We start from the raw sequence: 15,121 nt of genomic DNA, 5'->3' as shown, positions 1-15,121 counted from the left end.
TTGCCCGATGCCGTAAATAAACGGATGAACAGGCACAATCGCCGCAGACAGCCCCGATAAATCTGGAGACAGTTGCAGAGTTTTACGCTGCCAGCGCATTATTTCGGTTGCTCCGGCCAGTCAATATTCGATGCATAACAATCAATATCCGCGAGTTTGACACTGTAAATTTCCCATTCACGCAATAACGTGACCTCCGTTTCAGTTAATATACCTAAGCGATTTTTACGTTCTAACAGCGTAATTTGTTGCTCTGCTTCGCGTGACAGTGACTGACATTGAATTTCAGCCTGTTGTATCTCATGCTGACGTTGTGCGGTTGTGTCTGTGATCCATTTTTTTCCATTCCAGAAATCAAAGGACGTTTGAGGCGGTGATTGCGTCAATTCTGGCGGCAGTTTCCCTATCGCCGTGATTTCCATACGTTGGCGTGATTGGGTGTGATAAGCCATTTGCCCCCGGTGATCCGGCACATGCTCCCATTCTGTACCGTCATGAGTGCGGCACACTGCATAATGGCGGGATTCCGGTAATGTGGGGGCATCTGTGTATGCCCCTGCGGACAAACTAAACCCTGCCATTGTGCGCTCTATCCGGGTGCCCAGATATTCACGGGTATATTCACTGGCACAATACACCTGCACCCAGCCATCAGAATGGGCAAACCCATTTTCATCAAATTTTACAATCGGTAATTCTGTCTGATATTTACTCATTATCGTGCTCTCACTAAGAATTGTACGGCGATATTTTTCATTCGGTTTTCATGGGCGGTTGTCACAACGCGGGACGCATCAAAACTGACAATGTCAGCGCCTTTTCTACCGGATTGCCCTGATATTCCCCACAGTCCAGACGTTTCATCACGGGATTTATGAAATGCGGAATAAGCATCCTCAACGACGGAGTAATCACTCCAAGCCCTGACATTAAGCTGCCCCGTGATATTCCTGATGGCATCCCCCTGTGACGATGCCAATTGCCGTCCCGGATCGACACCGCGACCATTATCCCAACCACGGGGAACGAACCCCCGCATATCCGGTAACGAACCTGCCGGATAAAGACGGGCTAATTCAGGATTATCACGGGCATTAAACCATTGCCCTTCCAGCGGTAGAAAATTGCTGGGATACGGCTTTTCACTGAGCCAGATAATTATTCCACCAATAGGAATGGCCTCATCGGTTAATGCCATCGAGCCTGATTTCTTTCGGATATCCACAGAGTGCAGCTCATTATCTGCCGGATCGCGATAACGGAGGGTTAGCATGTGTTTATGGCTATCAGGATTGGAGGTGAGTGTGGTGTTGTACCCACTCGGCTTTTTGAATTCAATACCAGACCAGTCATGCGTTGCATCAACATGCAGGTTGCCACAGGTGAAGGTTTCCTGTGAGTTTTTCAGTGCGAAACGGCTATTCGACTCATCACGGGAATAGGCGCCAACCACTGCCGCTGTCGGCGGGAACGCCTCGCTGTATGCCTGCGACCACCGCCCATCTTTATGGCGATCGTACAGTGTGGTAGCCCCAATCCAGCCTTTGGCTTCAATATCATTGGTAGCCCAAACTTTCCCCTCAATGATGCCGCCTGTTTTGGGATAGGCGTTTTTAGCCAAATCCACTGTGTCCCGTAACCCCAAGTGATTGATGAATGCGGATTTGTCTGGAATATCGGCCCCATTTTCCGCTTTCGATAAGCGGTTATTGGCATTGTCCCGGACAACATTCAATGCACTCTTGGTCGCATAATCTTGTTTCATTCTGTCCAGTTCACTATTCAAATTGGCAATATCACGCTCATTCAATGACCCTTTGATTCGCAAATCCATCACATTGCCATTACCATCAACCTGAGCAACTGCAAATACGTAATGCGGGTAGCCTGCTGCATCCACATAGTTGTTCAGCTCATTTGCGGCAGTCATTTTCACCACCGTTTGCCACTGACTGACCAGATTGCCCTGATAGCTGAAATCCGCATACACACGGGTATTACGTAAACTGTTCAATGTCTGGTCAAACGCCAATATCCCACGCAACCCACCGACATAGGCCAGTCCTTTTTTCACAATATACTGTTCACCCTGACGCACCACCGCAAAGCTATCCCCAAAAAAAGCGGCTTCCCCGTAACTGTCGGTATTAATCAGACGCTGCATGTCATCCATGCCCGACAAGCGCGCGGTAAAATCAATCTGCCATGTTTCCGCCGTGGTGGTGATAGCCGTTTCTGTCGCCGCACCGTCAAACTCCAGCAGGAAAGAGCGGGTCAGGACATTGCCCTGCAAGCCATTGGCGGTTTTGATTTTCTTCTGGGCGGGGGCATGGGTGATCATGCCAATCACACCGGACGCCTTATTGATAAGACCAATCCAGTTAAAATCAAAATTACCCACTTCCGTCCCCAGTGTGACGCTGTAAGCCACGGCGTTCTCACTGGCCAGTCCGGTTTTGTTGACCGCCTGACGGTGAACAATTTGATTTGTCGCAGGCAATTTCTCATCACGACTAATGGCTTGAGTCGGATCTAATCCCGGCAGATACGCGAAAACAAATTCATCCAGTACCACAGGCTTGACTGCGGTCACTTGTTGCGCTTTCCATTTTTCAAAGTCTGTCGTTATCACTGAAGACATACTATTTCCTTATAATGATGCACCGTAGGTGACGTTCGGTGCAGTACTTTCCTTGAGGGTGGCACTGTCACAGACGGCAACGCCTGCGATATGCCCCACTTTTAATAATAATGGTTGGGTCGGAATGGCAGCGGCATACGTGCAATAGTCTGCGTCTATACTACCCACCCGCATCAATAACTGATTTTTCGCGATCACTTCAAAACGGTAACGGCGACAGGTACGCCCATACTGGCGGATAATATTCATCAACAAATCAGGATTGGCCGCTATCTGGCTATCACTGAGGCGTAGAATAATTACATCCCAGTCTATCTCCGGCTGGCGCTCCAGTAATTCCACATAACCCACGCCCAGACGTTCAAAGATGGCAATAAAGCCTGCGATGCTGCCTGCATCTTTCGCGTTGATAAAGGCGTACTTCACCCGCTTGCGAAACAGGGGCAGCGGCTCGCCGTTAAAGCGCTGGATATCGCGCTGATAGGCCAGCACCGATAACAGCGATTCGGTACAAGTTTCGGCATCCAGTTGGGCCAGCGGCCATATCAGCCAGCCGTAAACCTGTGACCAGAATTCCCGTGCTGCATTGAGCAGTTTGGCGGGTTCGCCCTTATCCATCCATGAGGGCAGGGCCAGCCGCTTAAGATGTTCCTTAAACTCAGACATTCTTCACCTCCACTGAGAGCGTTTTCAGCCTCGGTACACTCAGTTCACTGAGAATGTCACCCAATGAAAAAGTCAGTGATACAATCTCGCTGAATTCACGGTGGATTTCGCGCCCTAAGCTGGAAAAAGAAAAACGCGAGTAGGGCCATGTTTTCTTCACCTGATAGTCGGTATTTTCCCGAAAGGCGCAGCGGATAAGGTTTCCAACATCGGTTTTCAATGTCGCTATCTGCTCCTGACTGTAGTTCGCCAGATTTTCCACAAACAGCGTGACCGACAAATTATGATGCGTTTCCGGCATCGGCAGGCACTGCATATCATCGCCGTGCCCGTGGTGGCCCTGATTGGTGATGTAATCGTTCACCGCCTCAATAAAGGGCTGGCTGATGACGCCCGAATCCAGCAACAGATAGGCATTGGCGGTGCCTGCCCCACGGGGCGCATCATGCAGGAAGAAAATCCGGTCAATGCTTAAACCTGCAACAGTGGCAATCATGCCCCGGTAAACCGCATCCGTATGATAGTGACCGACGAGGTTATACTGGTTGCGGCAACGGTCACGTAAATCATCGTCGGATTCCGCATCCGCGCCGGGGATTAACAGCCAGCCCTCTTCATTCTGTACCCGCGCAATACCGGACACTGCCACGGGCAGAAGTCGAAAGTAGCCGGGGGCAAGGTTAAATGCGCCGCCTGTGGCTTCTGCCCTCACAGGCAATAAGGCACTGCTGACGCCTTCGGCAATCGCCACGCTTTCCGTGGTGCTGACCCGGTAAATTTCACCGTTAATGCGCTCGGTCTGGATCACCGTTCCGGCAGGCACGGTCACGGCAGAGGCTCCCGCCGTCTTATAGAAACGGATCACCCCCTGTGCGGCAGAGGCGGGTTTACGTTTCAGGTTAACGCCCCAGGCGAACATATCCAGCCATGTACCCGATGCGGTCGCTAGGTACATATTTTTCAGCGTGACGTTGATTAATGCCTCTTTCAACCACAACACCGGACGCGTCACAATGGTGTTAATCAACCGCCAAAAGGGAGACATCCGCGAGGTGTTGGTTATAAGTCCTGACTCATCCACAGCTTTGGCAAAAGCGGCGCTGATTTCGGTTTCCATAGTCGGCATCCCGCTGTCACGCAACACTTTTTCGTAATCAATCGTCGGTTTAGTTTCCATTACCTACGCTCACGTTAATACGACCAAAATCGTAGGTTTCAGCCGTGATCCATAATTTAGTCCGCGATTCTTCATTGATGCTGACCGTCCCTGGAATAATCCGCTCATCATTTTCAACCAATATCACTATCTGGGTATGAATATCAGCCCGTAATGTCGGACTGCGTTCGGCAATTAAATTCGTTGCCAATCCACTTTCAATAATTGCGTGAACACAATCTTGTCCAATAGAGATACGGTTATTACAGAAAAGTGGTTCATTCCCTGAATTGAGCGTGAAGTCACGCTCACTAATTAATAAATCAATATATTTAGGCTCATCCATAAGCCACGTGCTCCCATTCCGTTAATTGATCCGGCGTTATGCCATTGGAAATATTCAGCGTTACGCTTTCAATACGTCGGCTATTATCATTAATGGTCTGTGAATTACCGGCGACCTCGTTAATCAAACCATTTTTATTAATGCCCAGTTTATTTCCACCCGTTAATATTCCCGAGTTTTCTTGCGGTTTTATTGCTTGTACAGGCTGGAGCATAGCTTGGGGCTGCCCCTGCAAAACACTATTAGGTTGTGCTATTAATTTGTGGGTATTTTCCCCCATGCCCATATTAGGGATCGTTGTTTTTTCCATTGGCTCAGCAACCATTTCTCCAATGATTTTGGCGCCAATAGATCCCATTTCTAATCCCGGAATGAAACTTAATAGATCGCCAATACCGGAGAACATGTCCGCTAGTGAAAAATTGCTGAACGCGTTACATAGTTTTTCCCACCCCTGCCCAATTAATTCCCATGCAGCCATAAACAAACGCGCCAATACCCCAACAAACTGAATAACTAAATTTATTGGCAGCATGATTAAACCAATAGCCCCTGCTACTATCTGGCCAAAGGCACGCCCTGCCTCAGTGGCTCCTTGTAATTCTTCATTGGTATATTGTATTGGCGCCAATAAATTGGCAATCCAGCCAAATAGATCTTTGACACCATTCCAAACAAAAGCAATTGCCCCACCAATCGCACTAAATAAAGATGAAATGGGTGTAAGTGAACCACTGGCCTCACTAAAGCCCTGAATAAAACCTTTAATAAATGCCTTGATAGGTTGCCAGAATTTAATAACAGCAATCACCAATCCAGCGATAACCGCAATAAGCAATAATATCGGCCAGCTCATAAAGCTGAATGAAATACCTGCCAAAATTGCTGCCGTACGAATAACCAGCAATGTACCGCGTAATATCCTCAGCACAACATTAAATGCAATGATAGCCGCCCTATACAACCATATTGCTGCTGTTCCCAATTTCATGATCAAGGTAAAACCTATCCAAATCCCCCTCAGTGCAATCAGGATAAATTTGGATATTCCCATCACAATATTGGCCACTGCTCCCGCGACAGCAAAGTTCATAATCGCAAGCGTGATATAGCCAATCCAGCGTGCGATATTGGGAAACAGTTTCATCCAGCGCACCAATATTTGGCTGGTATCGGCGAGCCAGGTGACCAAAGGTTTGATAACCGGCAGCAATGTTGAACCCACCAGAATATGAAGGTTCTGCCAAATGGCCTGTAATCGTTCCCACGGATCTGCCATTTGTGCAGCCATTTCACGGGTACGCTCCATTCCATCATTCGCACCCAGCGCCGTAATATTCTTGCTCAACGAATCAACATTGCTGAAGAGCGCCTTAACCACCACAGCAGAATCACCAAATGCAGCTTCGATCTCCGCTTGCGCCTTAAGGTTACCTTCAATGCTCTTGCCATATTTGGCCTGTAATTTTTCCAGCATTTCCGGCATGGAAAGCATTTGACCTGATGCATTAACGAAACTCAATCCCAAACTTTTCGCACCATTAGTCGCAACCGATAAGAAGCGTTCATAAGCACGGCCGGAATCCGTTCCCAATGAATTCTGCAATTCCCCCAATACTGCCAGTTGTTCATCGATCCCTACACCGAAGTTCGTTCCTGCCTTGCGGGAATTTTCCAACAGTTGCGTAATTTCCGGTATACTGGTGCCGAAAGTTTGCGCCATAAAAACGGCCTTCCCTGATAGCTCCTCAGCAAACTGGATATTTCCTACAGCCTCAGCATGATCGGAAAACAGATCAAACATTGTCCCCATATAGCCAGCCACATCCGCCGCACTGGCTTTCAGAGCTACAGCGGTCGTGTTGGCAATCTTGGTCATCTGAGGTAATTCTGTTTTCTCCAGTCCCTGTACTGCTTTGTTAATTTCCACCGCTGATTGCACAAACTCGATGGCTGATTTGCCATATTGTGAGCTAAAGGTCACTGAGTCTTTGGCAATTTTTGCCATGACTCCACTATCAATTCCCTGTAATGAGGCTGATTTCAGTGCTTCATCCATTTGAATCGCTGGCTCAAGGAAGCCATGAGTTGACCAGAACGAATCAGCTATTGTTTGCCCACCCGCTGAAATGTTGCCAAATGCCTTTTTTGATTGTTCAGCAAGATCAACAAGTTCTGTTTTTACACTGGTAATAGGTCGTGTAATTTCACTGATTAGTTTGTGTATAAAACTTGGATGACTCATGACTCACCTTTGAATGCCAGTGCAATTCCATTTGCAGTTGCAATGCGTGTATATTCCCAATATCGATTATCCAACCAAATTGCACGGGCTAAATTTTCCGTTTCATCATTTTCATTTGGTAAATAATGACGACGCAAAGTTAAGGCCTGTTCAAATAAACTATTATCAATAGCCTTAACCCGTGCATTTAGTTTTTTATTTCAATTTCCAGTTTTGGTGCATATTCAGAGTTAATTTTCTCAACTAATTGCATTGCTGCACCCGGAATCTGCAATAATTCATCAAGAGCAGATTTAGATGCTGGTTGAACGATACGACGTAAATAAGTCACAATTGGCACAATTTTATTATCCATTGTCATATCGTTAATCATATTATTATAAGCAACAATATTCGGTTCGAATTTAATTTCATTGCCAGAGACAATTAAACTAACAATTTTATTTTCTTTGCTCATGATTTAATTCCTTTATTTCATTTAATCCATTTATTAGATTGTCTTAGATTATTTTATATTGTCTTAGATTATATTGTTTTAGATAAACATCATCCCTGATGTCATAAGTCGCCCCAGTGCATGTATATAATAATATTCATGCAACTAATGACTTCTTATATTCTTCCGTGCCCACAATATTTATATAATCAATTTAGCCAATCAGATTGCGGGTTAACTCTGCTTCCAAATATGGAATACCATTGATGCGTACAAAATCTGGGGAAGTAACCACAAATTTAACCTTGTGTGTCATTACACTTCCACCTTTCGGATCAACATCCAGAATATCGCTGAGGATCAGTTTGCAGCCATAAGCCTCGACTTTCATTTCTTCATTGCCTGCTTTGGCATACCACATCAAATCAACAGGCTGAATACCGCGCCATGAACCTGCGGAACGCGCCTTGGCAGTCACGATATCCAGATACTTGGTGCTAAGTTCAATTTCCCCTTCTGCCGCAACATCACCGGAAATATAACCATCCGGTACGCCCTGTGTCTGAGCCGCAGCAGTATTGTCAGTAATGGATAGATTCACTTTTTCAGCATGAACCAGATCTCCATCCATATTAAAATCGACCGATTGGCCGGAAATACGCTGGCTCATTTAGTTCCCTCCCAAATCCAGCAGCAAACTCGCCGTGATCCCTTTCGGGCATTCATAAGTGCGAATGGTGATATAAATTTCTACCGTGTTTTTATTGCGCCATGTAATAGCAATGTCACCATCTTCAGGCGATTTCACTTCACCGGGGAATGTCACACCGTTAATTTCGGTACTGCGGGACATTTCACGCAATGTACGAGCAAAGTAAGCCTGATGCGTTGCAATGCTGCCCGGCGTACTGTTCAGACTGCGATTGGCAATTTTAGCAATAGCCTGCAAGCGTACACGGCGCGCAACTTTATCCACAACACGCAAATTTTCGATACTCTGGTAATCCCCGCCTTCCACATCCAATGTGCGACCATCTGACCAATACATGCCATCATAATCGGGATACCACATAGGAACACTGAAACGCAGTTTTTCCAACGCCTGTAGTGTTGCCAAATCAATTGGTTTTCCTTCACCATCAAGCGGAAAGTCCGTCGAACCCATGTCCATTAATGGCCCTGTCTGGACTCGTGCCGGGCTGTCTGCCACGGTTACGGCACGGTTGCACAGACGACCAGCCAAAACTCCCGCTTCATTGCCCCACAAAGACGGCACGAGTTGCACCGAAGTAACTGCTTCGCCTTTTTGCAGTTCAGCCAGACGGGAAACATAATCCGCCCAGATTTCTTTCGGCTGTGCTCCATCAACAGCCAGAATAGCCCACTGCCAACGACCAAATTTGGCAATAATATTTGCCCGCAAGGTTTGCGCGGCCTTGATAGTGGATTTCGTTGCACCATTCGTCAGCACATAACCTTCAACACTGGCAATATGCTGTGCTGCTGTCACCGCCTCGACAAAGGCCAGTTCATCTGCCGATTCTGGCAAGACGTGGATATAACCAGACCAGTTTTGCCCTGCGTTTGCCATCGCCGCCAGTACGCTGCGCTTCAGAGCAGTATCCGCTGTTCCCAATACGGAATCAAAATCCGTCTGGGTATTCACGGAGAGAGTTTTGCCTACGTTGGTTTTTCCCGTACCAACAAAGAGCAATACCCGCTCAATTTCCTTTGTTTCGCCCTGTAATTGGTTAACTTGATTAACCTGAACATGTGGCCACATAATTTATTCCTTTATTTATGTTTTCAGTCGCTCAAGGTTGCAATGTGCGTTTTGCTATTCCTTAAACCGTTCTGCTTTGACTGCCCATTGACCATTATTGGATCTGCTCAACGGCTGTGCCTGATTCATCCATGTAATGCACGATACTATTTTCAGCAAACCAGATTTCAGGAGGAGCCAGCAGCCAGCGTTTACCATCAAAGGGGACGATACCGTTTTTATCCTCACGCATAATCACAGGCTCTGACAGTGACAACGACACCACAACGACGGCGGTTTCTTCATTCGCTTTGACCGTCATGGTTGGACGTTCCTGTCCCTGATTGGCACTCCCTAATTCATCGTTTTGCTCTGTCAGCCACGTATCTATTAACAGCGGGATATATCGGGGATCTTGCTCCCTGTAAGGAAAATTCTCCCACTTAATCACCGCGTCATACTTTTGGATAAACATCTGGTATTGCCCCAGCCCTAAGTCCCGTTGAGCCTGAATAAAGTGGATTTCCCCCATGTCACTGGTAAATTCCGTTTTACCAATAGACTCTGGCAAATTTTCCCGTAAAAATGTCGTTAATTGCTGTAATTTGCTCATATCATGCATACCGCTGTCAGTTTCAATCCTTTCATTAATTACGGGTAAAAATCCGCTTTAACTCATAACGGGTAGCAATCCCTTGCCGAAGCGTTTTCACGCCTAATCGTGGATTAGATTGGGATACTTAATCCCTTCCGTTCGAATCAAGTGCATTATTGCGGATCTAATAAAACTCTGCGAATGGTTTAATTCTGATGAATTCGGTTATCGAACAATATCCGAATTCATCAGAATTAAAATATTTCGCCACGCCCTATTTTGTTCAAATAGAAACAAAAACCACCTCTCGAAGAGGTGGTTTAAGGATGGTAATAAAATATATTTGATAACCCAATCAGAGAAATAAAACGAGATTTTTTCATTGCAAGACTATTTTCATCTCCAATAACCAGAACCACCATTTGTGCCAAGTGTCGTTCCTACTCCTCCTCCTTCAAAATGCCCCAACAATTTTCTATCTTTTATACTCCAAAATTGTATAGTTGCAAAAACAGCAGTGGTAATCGTAGTAAACTCAAGCCCCTCCGCATACAATTTATCAATATCATCTGTATGCAAATAACCGGAATACACTCCAACGCCTAGTGATGTCACTCCACCAGATGTCCCGTAAAATTCCTTATGATTTTCAATTTCTAAAAACTCCTTATGGTAAAAGATAAAACTGGTTATAGTTAATTTAGCTTTAAGGCTTACTGATCTTTTTTCCAATATTTTTTTTCGTGCATCATCAATGATCTCTTGATCTAATTTTCCTGTTAATAATTCAGATAAAGACTCTACAACTTCTAATCTTTGTTCATTAGATAAAGAACGTTTTGATTCATCATTTGAGATATTACTCATAATACCCTCCTGATATAAATCCTATAACTATATAATATATATTTAATACTTAAGTATTATTTCCGATTATCTTATTTACCAGAGAATAATTATGTATCTTTATTCCAGATAGTAATAAATAGTTTTAATTTCCATTGCATTATTTTATTAACAAAGGAACTTTTCTCATTATAAGTTTGATGTTATTTATCAGTTTTTTTATCATTATGGTTTGTTCTAAATAAACTACCGAAAGCGACAGCTTATATCCAATGAACCCCAAGCTGAAGGATATAAACCTATTTCATTTTAAAAGTATAATACTAATCTTGATTTTTTCAACAAAAAATAAACATTAATTTTACAAATGAATTCTATGAATGATGAAAAGTTCGAGAGTAACTTCAACATTAAACAACTAAATCAGCTTGCAATAAAGCCAATGCCTCCTGACGTTGTTGCGGATTGAGGTTATTCACCATGGTCCGCAGCAATTTGTCGCCAGTTTTGGCACTGGGGCTTAATGTATGCGAAAAAGTCAAATTCATGACAAATCGGTAACCACATTCAATATCAGAACACGCACAGTAAAGATCAGCAATTTCATGGTGCTTCCGATTGGTTTTACTAATGACAGCTTTAGCACCACATTCAGGACAAAAAATTTTTAATACACGCATTCGACTCGTTTCCCAATAGATTTATATTTTGGAGATTTTGACTTTTTGCGTATTTTACCTCTGAATTCACGTAACCTTTCTTAATATGGAATGTAATGTCACTGATACATCAGTCTTCTTTCTACTCCAACCACAAACAAATCCTAATGAGAATCGTTTCGTTATATGCCTTTTTTCCATAAATCTTTTCATTCATGAGTATCAGTTTTTCTCGTTGTATCTCTTTGTGAGAAAGGGCTATAGTCCGCACCACTCAAGGCTATTGAGTAAATTACCTACTGCTTAAATCACCAAGATATATTCCAGTCATTGGCATATATCGTGGTCGCCGTTCGGCAAAATCTTGATGAGAAGCAGCGCATTTCTAGCTGATTTTTTTATGTGGAGACGACAGTAGTGAAACTGCTGCGCAAGAATGACAGTGCATTTGTACCTGTCGCCGGCTTGACTGTTTTTGCAATTGCTTCAGGTTACCTAATGAGCTTAATTCCTCTGTCAATGGCAAATTTCAGCATTGATACGGTTTATGCCAGTTGGTTAGCCAGTGCTTATTACATCGGTCTATTAATAGGTTCAATGATGATTGAGCCTATTATTGCCAAGATAGGTCATCGTCTTTCATTTATTGTTTTTTTGTTGCTTTTATCAGCGACAGTAATTGTATTGCCTTTTTTTCCAAATAAAGAAATCTGGTTATTTGTTAGATGCATTGCCGGTGTGGCCGTTGCCGGTATTTTTGTCGTGGTCGAATCCTGGCTGCTGATTGGCGATAATCCCAAAGAACGGGCCAAGCGCCTGGGCTTTTATATGACTTCTCTTTATGGTGGGACAACTTTAGGCCAGTTATTGATTGGATCTATCGGTACTCAGGGGATGATCCCCTTTATGGTGATTTCGGCGCTGCTGCTTGTCGCTATTTTGCCCCCATTACTCGTACGTCACGGGCAACCTCCCGCGCTCCATCACCAGAGCATATCGCTGAGAAAAATCACCGAATTCAGTAAACCAGCGATCGTTGGCTGTATAACATCTGGCATTGTTATGGGTTCTATCTATGGATTAATGCCTTTATCGCTAAGCCAAAGCCATTTCAATGCCGAGCAAGTCGGTGTATTGATGGCATCCGTTATTCTGGGTGGAATGGTCATACAGCCTATTATCAGCAAGCTGTCCATTATCATGAGCAAAACTTTTCTATTGGCAATGGTGTCATTGTTGGGTGTATTCGCCGTAGGAATAATGTATCTATTTGAACATTACATTGTAATGATAGTGGCTCTGGCACTTTTGGGAATGTCATCTTTTGCACTGTATCCCATTGCGATTACTCTCGCTTGTGACAAGCTGGATGCGTCCTATATTGTAGCGGCAAGTCAGGTCATGTTGTTAAGTTATAGTATTGGTTCTGCTGTTGGTCCACTGGGAGCGGGGCATTTTATGTTACAGCACTACTTTCAAGTCCAGCATAACGGGCTGATGAGTTTCTTTTTCATTGTCTTATTGGTTACCGCAATTTATATGCTGCTGGCAAGCTTGGGCCGCAAAGAGCGTGTATTGGTAAGCTAATTGCGAAATAATATTAATTCGCATGAAAGCACCACAATCTGTGGTGCTTTTTGCTTTTACTCCACTAACCCACATTATAGATATTTCCATATCAATTCTGGTTTGTTCTGGGCGGGATCTTTCTCCCTAAAAACCACATAATGCAGCCATACCAATATCATTGACAATATTGAACATATGCTCGTCAAGAAACAGAAGCAATAGATTATGTTATCCCAATTGCATTGCATCATTTTCACTTTAAGATAGCCGCAAAAACACTCAATCTGAAATCGTAACTGATAGAAAAATAGGAAGGTATTAAATGCAGATACAACAAGCCACCAAAACTGATTTTTCAACACTGATTCAGATTTGGGAAGCCTCGGTACTTGCAACTCATGATTTCTTGCCCAAAGCCATGATTGAAGTTTTACGCCCGCAAATCCTTAACGATTACCTGCCTAATCTCACTGTTTATAAGGCTGTAGAGGGGCAAGACAATATCGTGGGATTTATCAGTACCGATCAATATCGAGTAGAAATGTTGTTTATTGCACCGCAAGCGCGGGGAACAGGGATCGGCAAGATGTTACTGGAATTTGCTATTCACGAATTACAGATCAACGAATTAGATGTAAACGAGCAAAATACACAAGGTGTTGGCTTCTACCAACATATGGGATTTCAGGTTTTTTCCCGTTCAGAAATTGATGGGCAAGGGAATCCGTTTCCTCTATTGCATATGAAACTGGTTTGAAATCCAGTCGCCAATATATCCTATTCCAGTAATACCTCAATCACACTGGAAGCCTCAGAATGTTAAAAATCGTTTTGTGGTTTTCCAGAAAATGCATAATAAAGCTATTTTATAAAGAACTTCTACAAATAACTTCCACAAAAATGACAACCTCTCCCTTTCATCTTTCAAGTTAATTTTTTGTTAACTATATTTTCTCTCTCCGTTATATAGAACCTTATCGAGTACCCCATCTCATTTAGTTTACAAAAAGAACAATCCATAAATTTAAAAAACAATTAAACCAATGTATTATTCACGAATCGAATTAAAAATAGGCATTATTCCAATAATATTGGAATGGAAAAAAAATAATATTTTCTAATATGAAAAATAAATAAATTTAAAGTAATGGAATATTTTGTAAACGTCTGAGTAGAACTTGATAAAGAAATGATATAATAACGCCTTTGTAAGTATTTTTATTTATTTGTGAGTTTAAGCATTAATGAATTATCTACAACAACCTGCATCTTCAGGGATGAAGCTGTTCGCTGATCTTATTGGGAAACGTGTTACTCCGGGGGAGCACTGGTATTCTTCCAGCAACCGCACCAAATTTGCACTGCGCAGTATCCTGACACCTGTTTCTACATTAAAACTGTTGAATGGCCTTGCCAGTACACCTCGTTATTTGGAAATTTTGCAAAAACAGCCCAGTTTGCCTTGCAAATTACATCGCCCATACTTAAGCATTAATTTTAAGCGTAAACAAATTGTAAATGCTCTTAATGAACACTATCAGCTATTATTCAAGCAATTAGAACCTGCCATCATTAGCAGAATTTTTGATATTCATGCTTATTTATTAGCAACTATTCAAGGAAAAAATGAAACATTTCTGATATATATTGATTCATTGGACAATCTGAATAAAGAAGGTGAACTCTCTTTATATATTACTACTGCGGATAATGTCATTCTGGCTAAGTGCGCGTTTACTTTATTAACAATAGATGGCAAACAAACACTATTTATTGGTGTATTACAAGGCCCGGCTAAAGGAGATAATTCTCTGGATATTATCCGCCACGCCACTAAAGAGTGTTATGGATTATTTCCCAAGCGCCTGCTGATTGAGGCTATTTGTCGTTTTGCCGAACATGTGAATTGTGAGCAGATCTTGGCAGTCAGTAATGAGACTCATATCTACCGTAGTATCCGTTATTGGCATAAAAAGAAGAAGCAAATGGTGGCGGATTATAATTCCTTCTGGGAGTCCTTAAGTGGTATCAGAAAAGAAAATAATGACTTCCATTTACCATCATTCATAGAAAGAAAATCTTTGGATGATATCCCCAGTAAAAAACGCGCTGAATATCGCCGTCGCTATCAATTACTGGATGATCTGGAAAACAATATCAAGGCATCCCTTAAAACAGCCTGATTTCCTGTCAGAAAGGA

At 43.3% G+C, this 15,121-nt stretch carries 16 protein-coding genes; 3 read left to right on the top strand and 13 right to left on the bottom strand.

Features of this window, described 5'->3' with window-relative positions:
• Window positions 1-98 precede the first annotated feature (98 nt).
• The 13 genes from Xvie_RS04735 to Xvie_RS04680 all read right to left on the bottom strand — a co-directional run bounded on the left by Xvie_RS04735 (window position 99) and on the right by Xvie_RS04680 (window position 11,373).
• The gene (locus tag Xvie_RS04735; protein ID WP_086108209.1) at window positions 99-716 is read right to left on the bottom strand and encodes a tail fiber assembly protein; all 618 of its coding nucleotides are present in this window, start codon (window positions 714-716) and stop codon (window positions 99-101) included.
• Window positions 716-2,641 (bottom strand): phage tail-collar fiber domain-containing protein, encoded by a 1,926-nt coding sequence (locus tag Xvie_RS04730; RefSeq protein WP_086108208.1) that lies wholly within the window; start codon window positions 2,639-2,641, stop codon window positions 716-718. The genes Xvie_RS04735 and Xvie_RS04730 overlap by 1 nt, the downstream gene beginning before the upstream one ends.
• 9 nt (window positions 2,642-2,650) lie before the next feature.
• Window positions 2,651-3,307, bottom strand: a complete 657-nt coding sequence (locus tag Xvie_RS04725) for a phage tail protein (RefSeq protein WP_086108207.1) — start codon at window positions 3,305-3,307, stop codon at window positions 2,651-2,653.
• Complete coding sequence (locus Xvie_RS04720) at window positions 3,300-4,484, bottom strand: baseplate J/gp47 family protein (protein WP_086108206.1); 1,185 nt, start codon at window positions 4,482-4,484, stop codon at window positions 3,300-3,302. Before Xvie_RS04720 ends, Xvie_RS04725 begins: the two co-directional genes overlap by 8 nt.
• On the bottom strand, window positions 4,474-4,809 hold the full coding sequence (locus Xvie_RS04715; RefSeq protein WP_086108205.1) for a DUF2590 family protein: 336 nt from the start codon (window positions 4,807-4,809) through the stop codon (window positions 4,474-4,476). The genes Xvie_RS04720 and Xvie_RS04715 overlap by 11 nt, the downstream gene beginning before the upstream one ends.
• Window positions 4,802-7,054 (bottom strand): phage tail tape measure protein, encoded by a 2,253-nt coding sequence (locus tag Xvie_RS04710; RefSeq protein ID WP_086108204.1) that lies wholly within the window; start codon window positions 7,052-7,054, stop codon window positions 4,802-4,804. The genes Xvie_RS04715 and Xvie_RS04710 overlap by 8 nt, the downstream gene beginning before the upstream one ends.
• Complete coding sequence (locus Xvie_RS21345) at window positions 7,051-7,191, bottom strand: DUF6890 family protein (RefSeq protein WP_167376232.1); 141 nt, start codon at window positions 7,189-7,191, stop codon at window positions 7,051-7,053. Before Xvie_RS21345 ends, Xvie_RS04710 begins: the two co-directional genes overlap by 4 nt.
• 50 nt (window positions 7,192-7,241) lie before the next feature.
• A complete protein-coding gene (locus tag Xvie_RS04705) occupies window positions 7,242-7,511 on the bottom strand; it encodes a putative phage tail assembly chaperone (protein ID WP_086108203.1) in 270 nt (89 codons plus the stop codon).
• 193 nt (window positions 7,512-7,704) lie between these two features.
• Window positions 7,705-8,160 (bottom strand): DUF2597 family protein, encoded by a 456-nt coding sequence (locus Xvie_RS04700; protein ID WP_086108202.1) that lies wholly within the window; start codon window positions 8,158-8,160, stop codon window positions 7,705-7,707.
• A complete protein-coding gene (locus Xvie_RS04695; RefSeq protein WP_208612519.1) occupies window positions 8,161-9,276 on the bottom strand; it encodes a DUF2586 domain-containing protein in 1,116 nt (371 codons plus the stop codon). It lies immediately after the preceding gene.
• Between the two features lie 91 nt (window positions 9,277-9,367).
• Window positions 9,368-9,865: a phage tail protein gene (locus Xvie_RS04690; protein ID WP_086108301.1), complete on the bottom strand. Its 498-nt coding sequence runs from the start codon at window positions 9,863-9,865 to the stop codon at window positions 9,368-9,370.
• A gap of 378 nt (window positions 9,866-10,243) precedes the next feature.
• On the bottom strand, window positions 10,244-10,714 hold the full coding sequence (locus tag Xvie_RS04685) for a VapA/VapB family virulence-associated protein (RefSeq protein WP_086108200.1): 471 nt from the start codon (window positions 10,712-10,714) through the stop codon (window positions 10,244-10,246).
• Between the two features lie 389 nt (window positions 10,715-11,103).
• The gene (locus tag Xvie_RS04680; protein WP_086108199.1) at window positions 11,104-11,373 is read right to left on the bottom strand and encodes an Ogr/Delta-like zinc finger protein; all 270 of its coding nucleotides are present in this window, start codon (window positions 11,371-11,373) and stop codon (window positions 11,104-11,106) included.
• Window positions 11,374-11,769: 396 nt separating this feature from the next.
• Here Xvie_RS04680 and Xvie_RS04675 point away from each other — a divergent pair, with 396 nt between their 5' ends.
• The 3 genes from Xvie_RS04675 to Xvie_RS04665 all read left to right on the top strand — a co-directional run bounded on the left by Xvie_RS04675 (window position 11,770) and on the right by Xvie_RS04665 (window position 15,104).
• Complete coding sequence (locus Xvie_RS04675; protein WP_086108198.1) at window positions 11,770-12,939, top strand: MFS transporter; 1,170 nt, start codon at window positions 11,770-11,772, stop codon at window positions 12,937-12,939.
• A 304-nt stretch (window positions 12,940-13,243) separates the two neighbouring features.
• Complete coding sequence (locus Xvie_RS04670; protein WP_086108197.1) at window positions 13,244-13,678, top strand: acetyltransferase; 435 nt, start codon at window positions 13,244-13,246, stop codon at window positions 13,676-13,678.
• 487 nt (window positions 13,679-14,165) lie between these two features.
• A complete protein-coding gene (locus tag Xvie_RS04665; protein WP_086108196.1) occupies window positions 14,166-15,104 on the top strand; it encodes a VirK/YbjX family protein in 939 nt (312 codons plus the stop codon).
• The last annotated feature ends 17 nt before the right edge of the window (window positions 15,105-15,121 follow it).

This window comes from Xenorhabdus vietnamensis, from assembly GCF_002127535.1.
GTDB classification, from domain to species: domain Bacteria; phylum Pseudomonadota; class Gammaproteobacteria; order Enterobacterales; family Enterobacteriaceae; genus Xenorhabdus; species Xenorhabdus vietnamensis.
The sequence above is the reverse complement of the archived record's forward strand: the minus strand, read 5'-3'. Positions and strand labels throughout refer to the sequence as shown.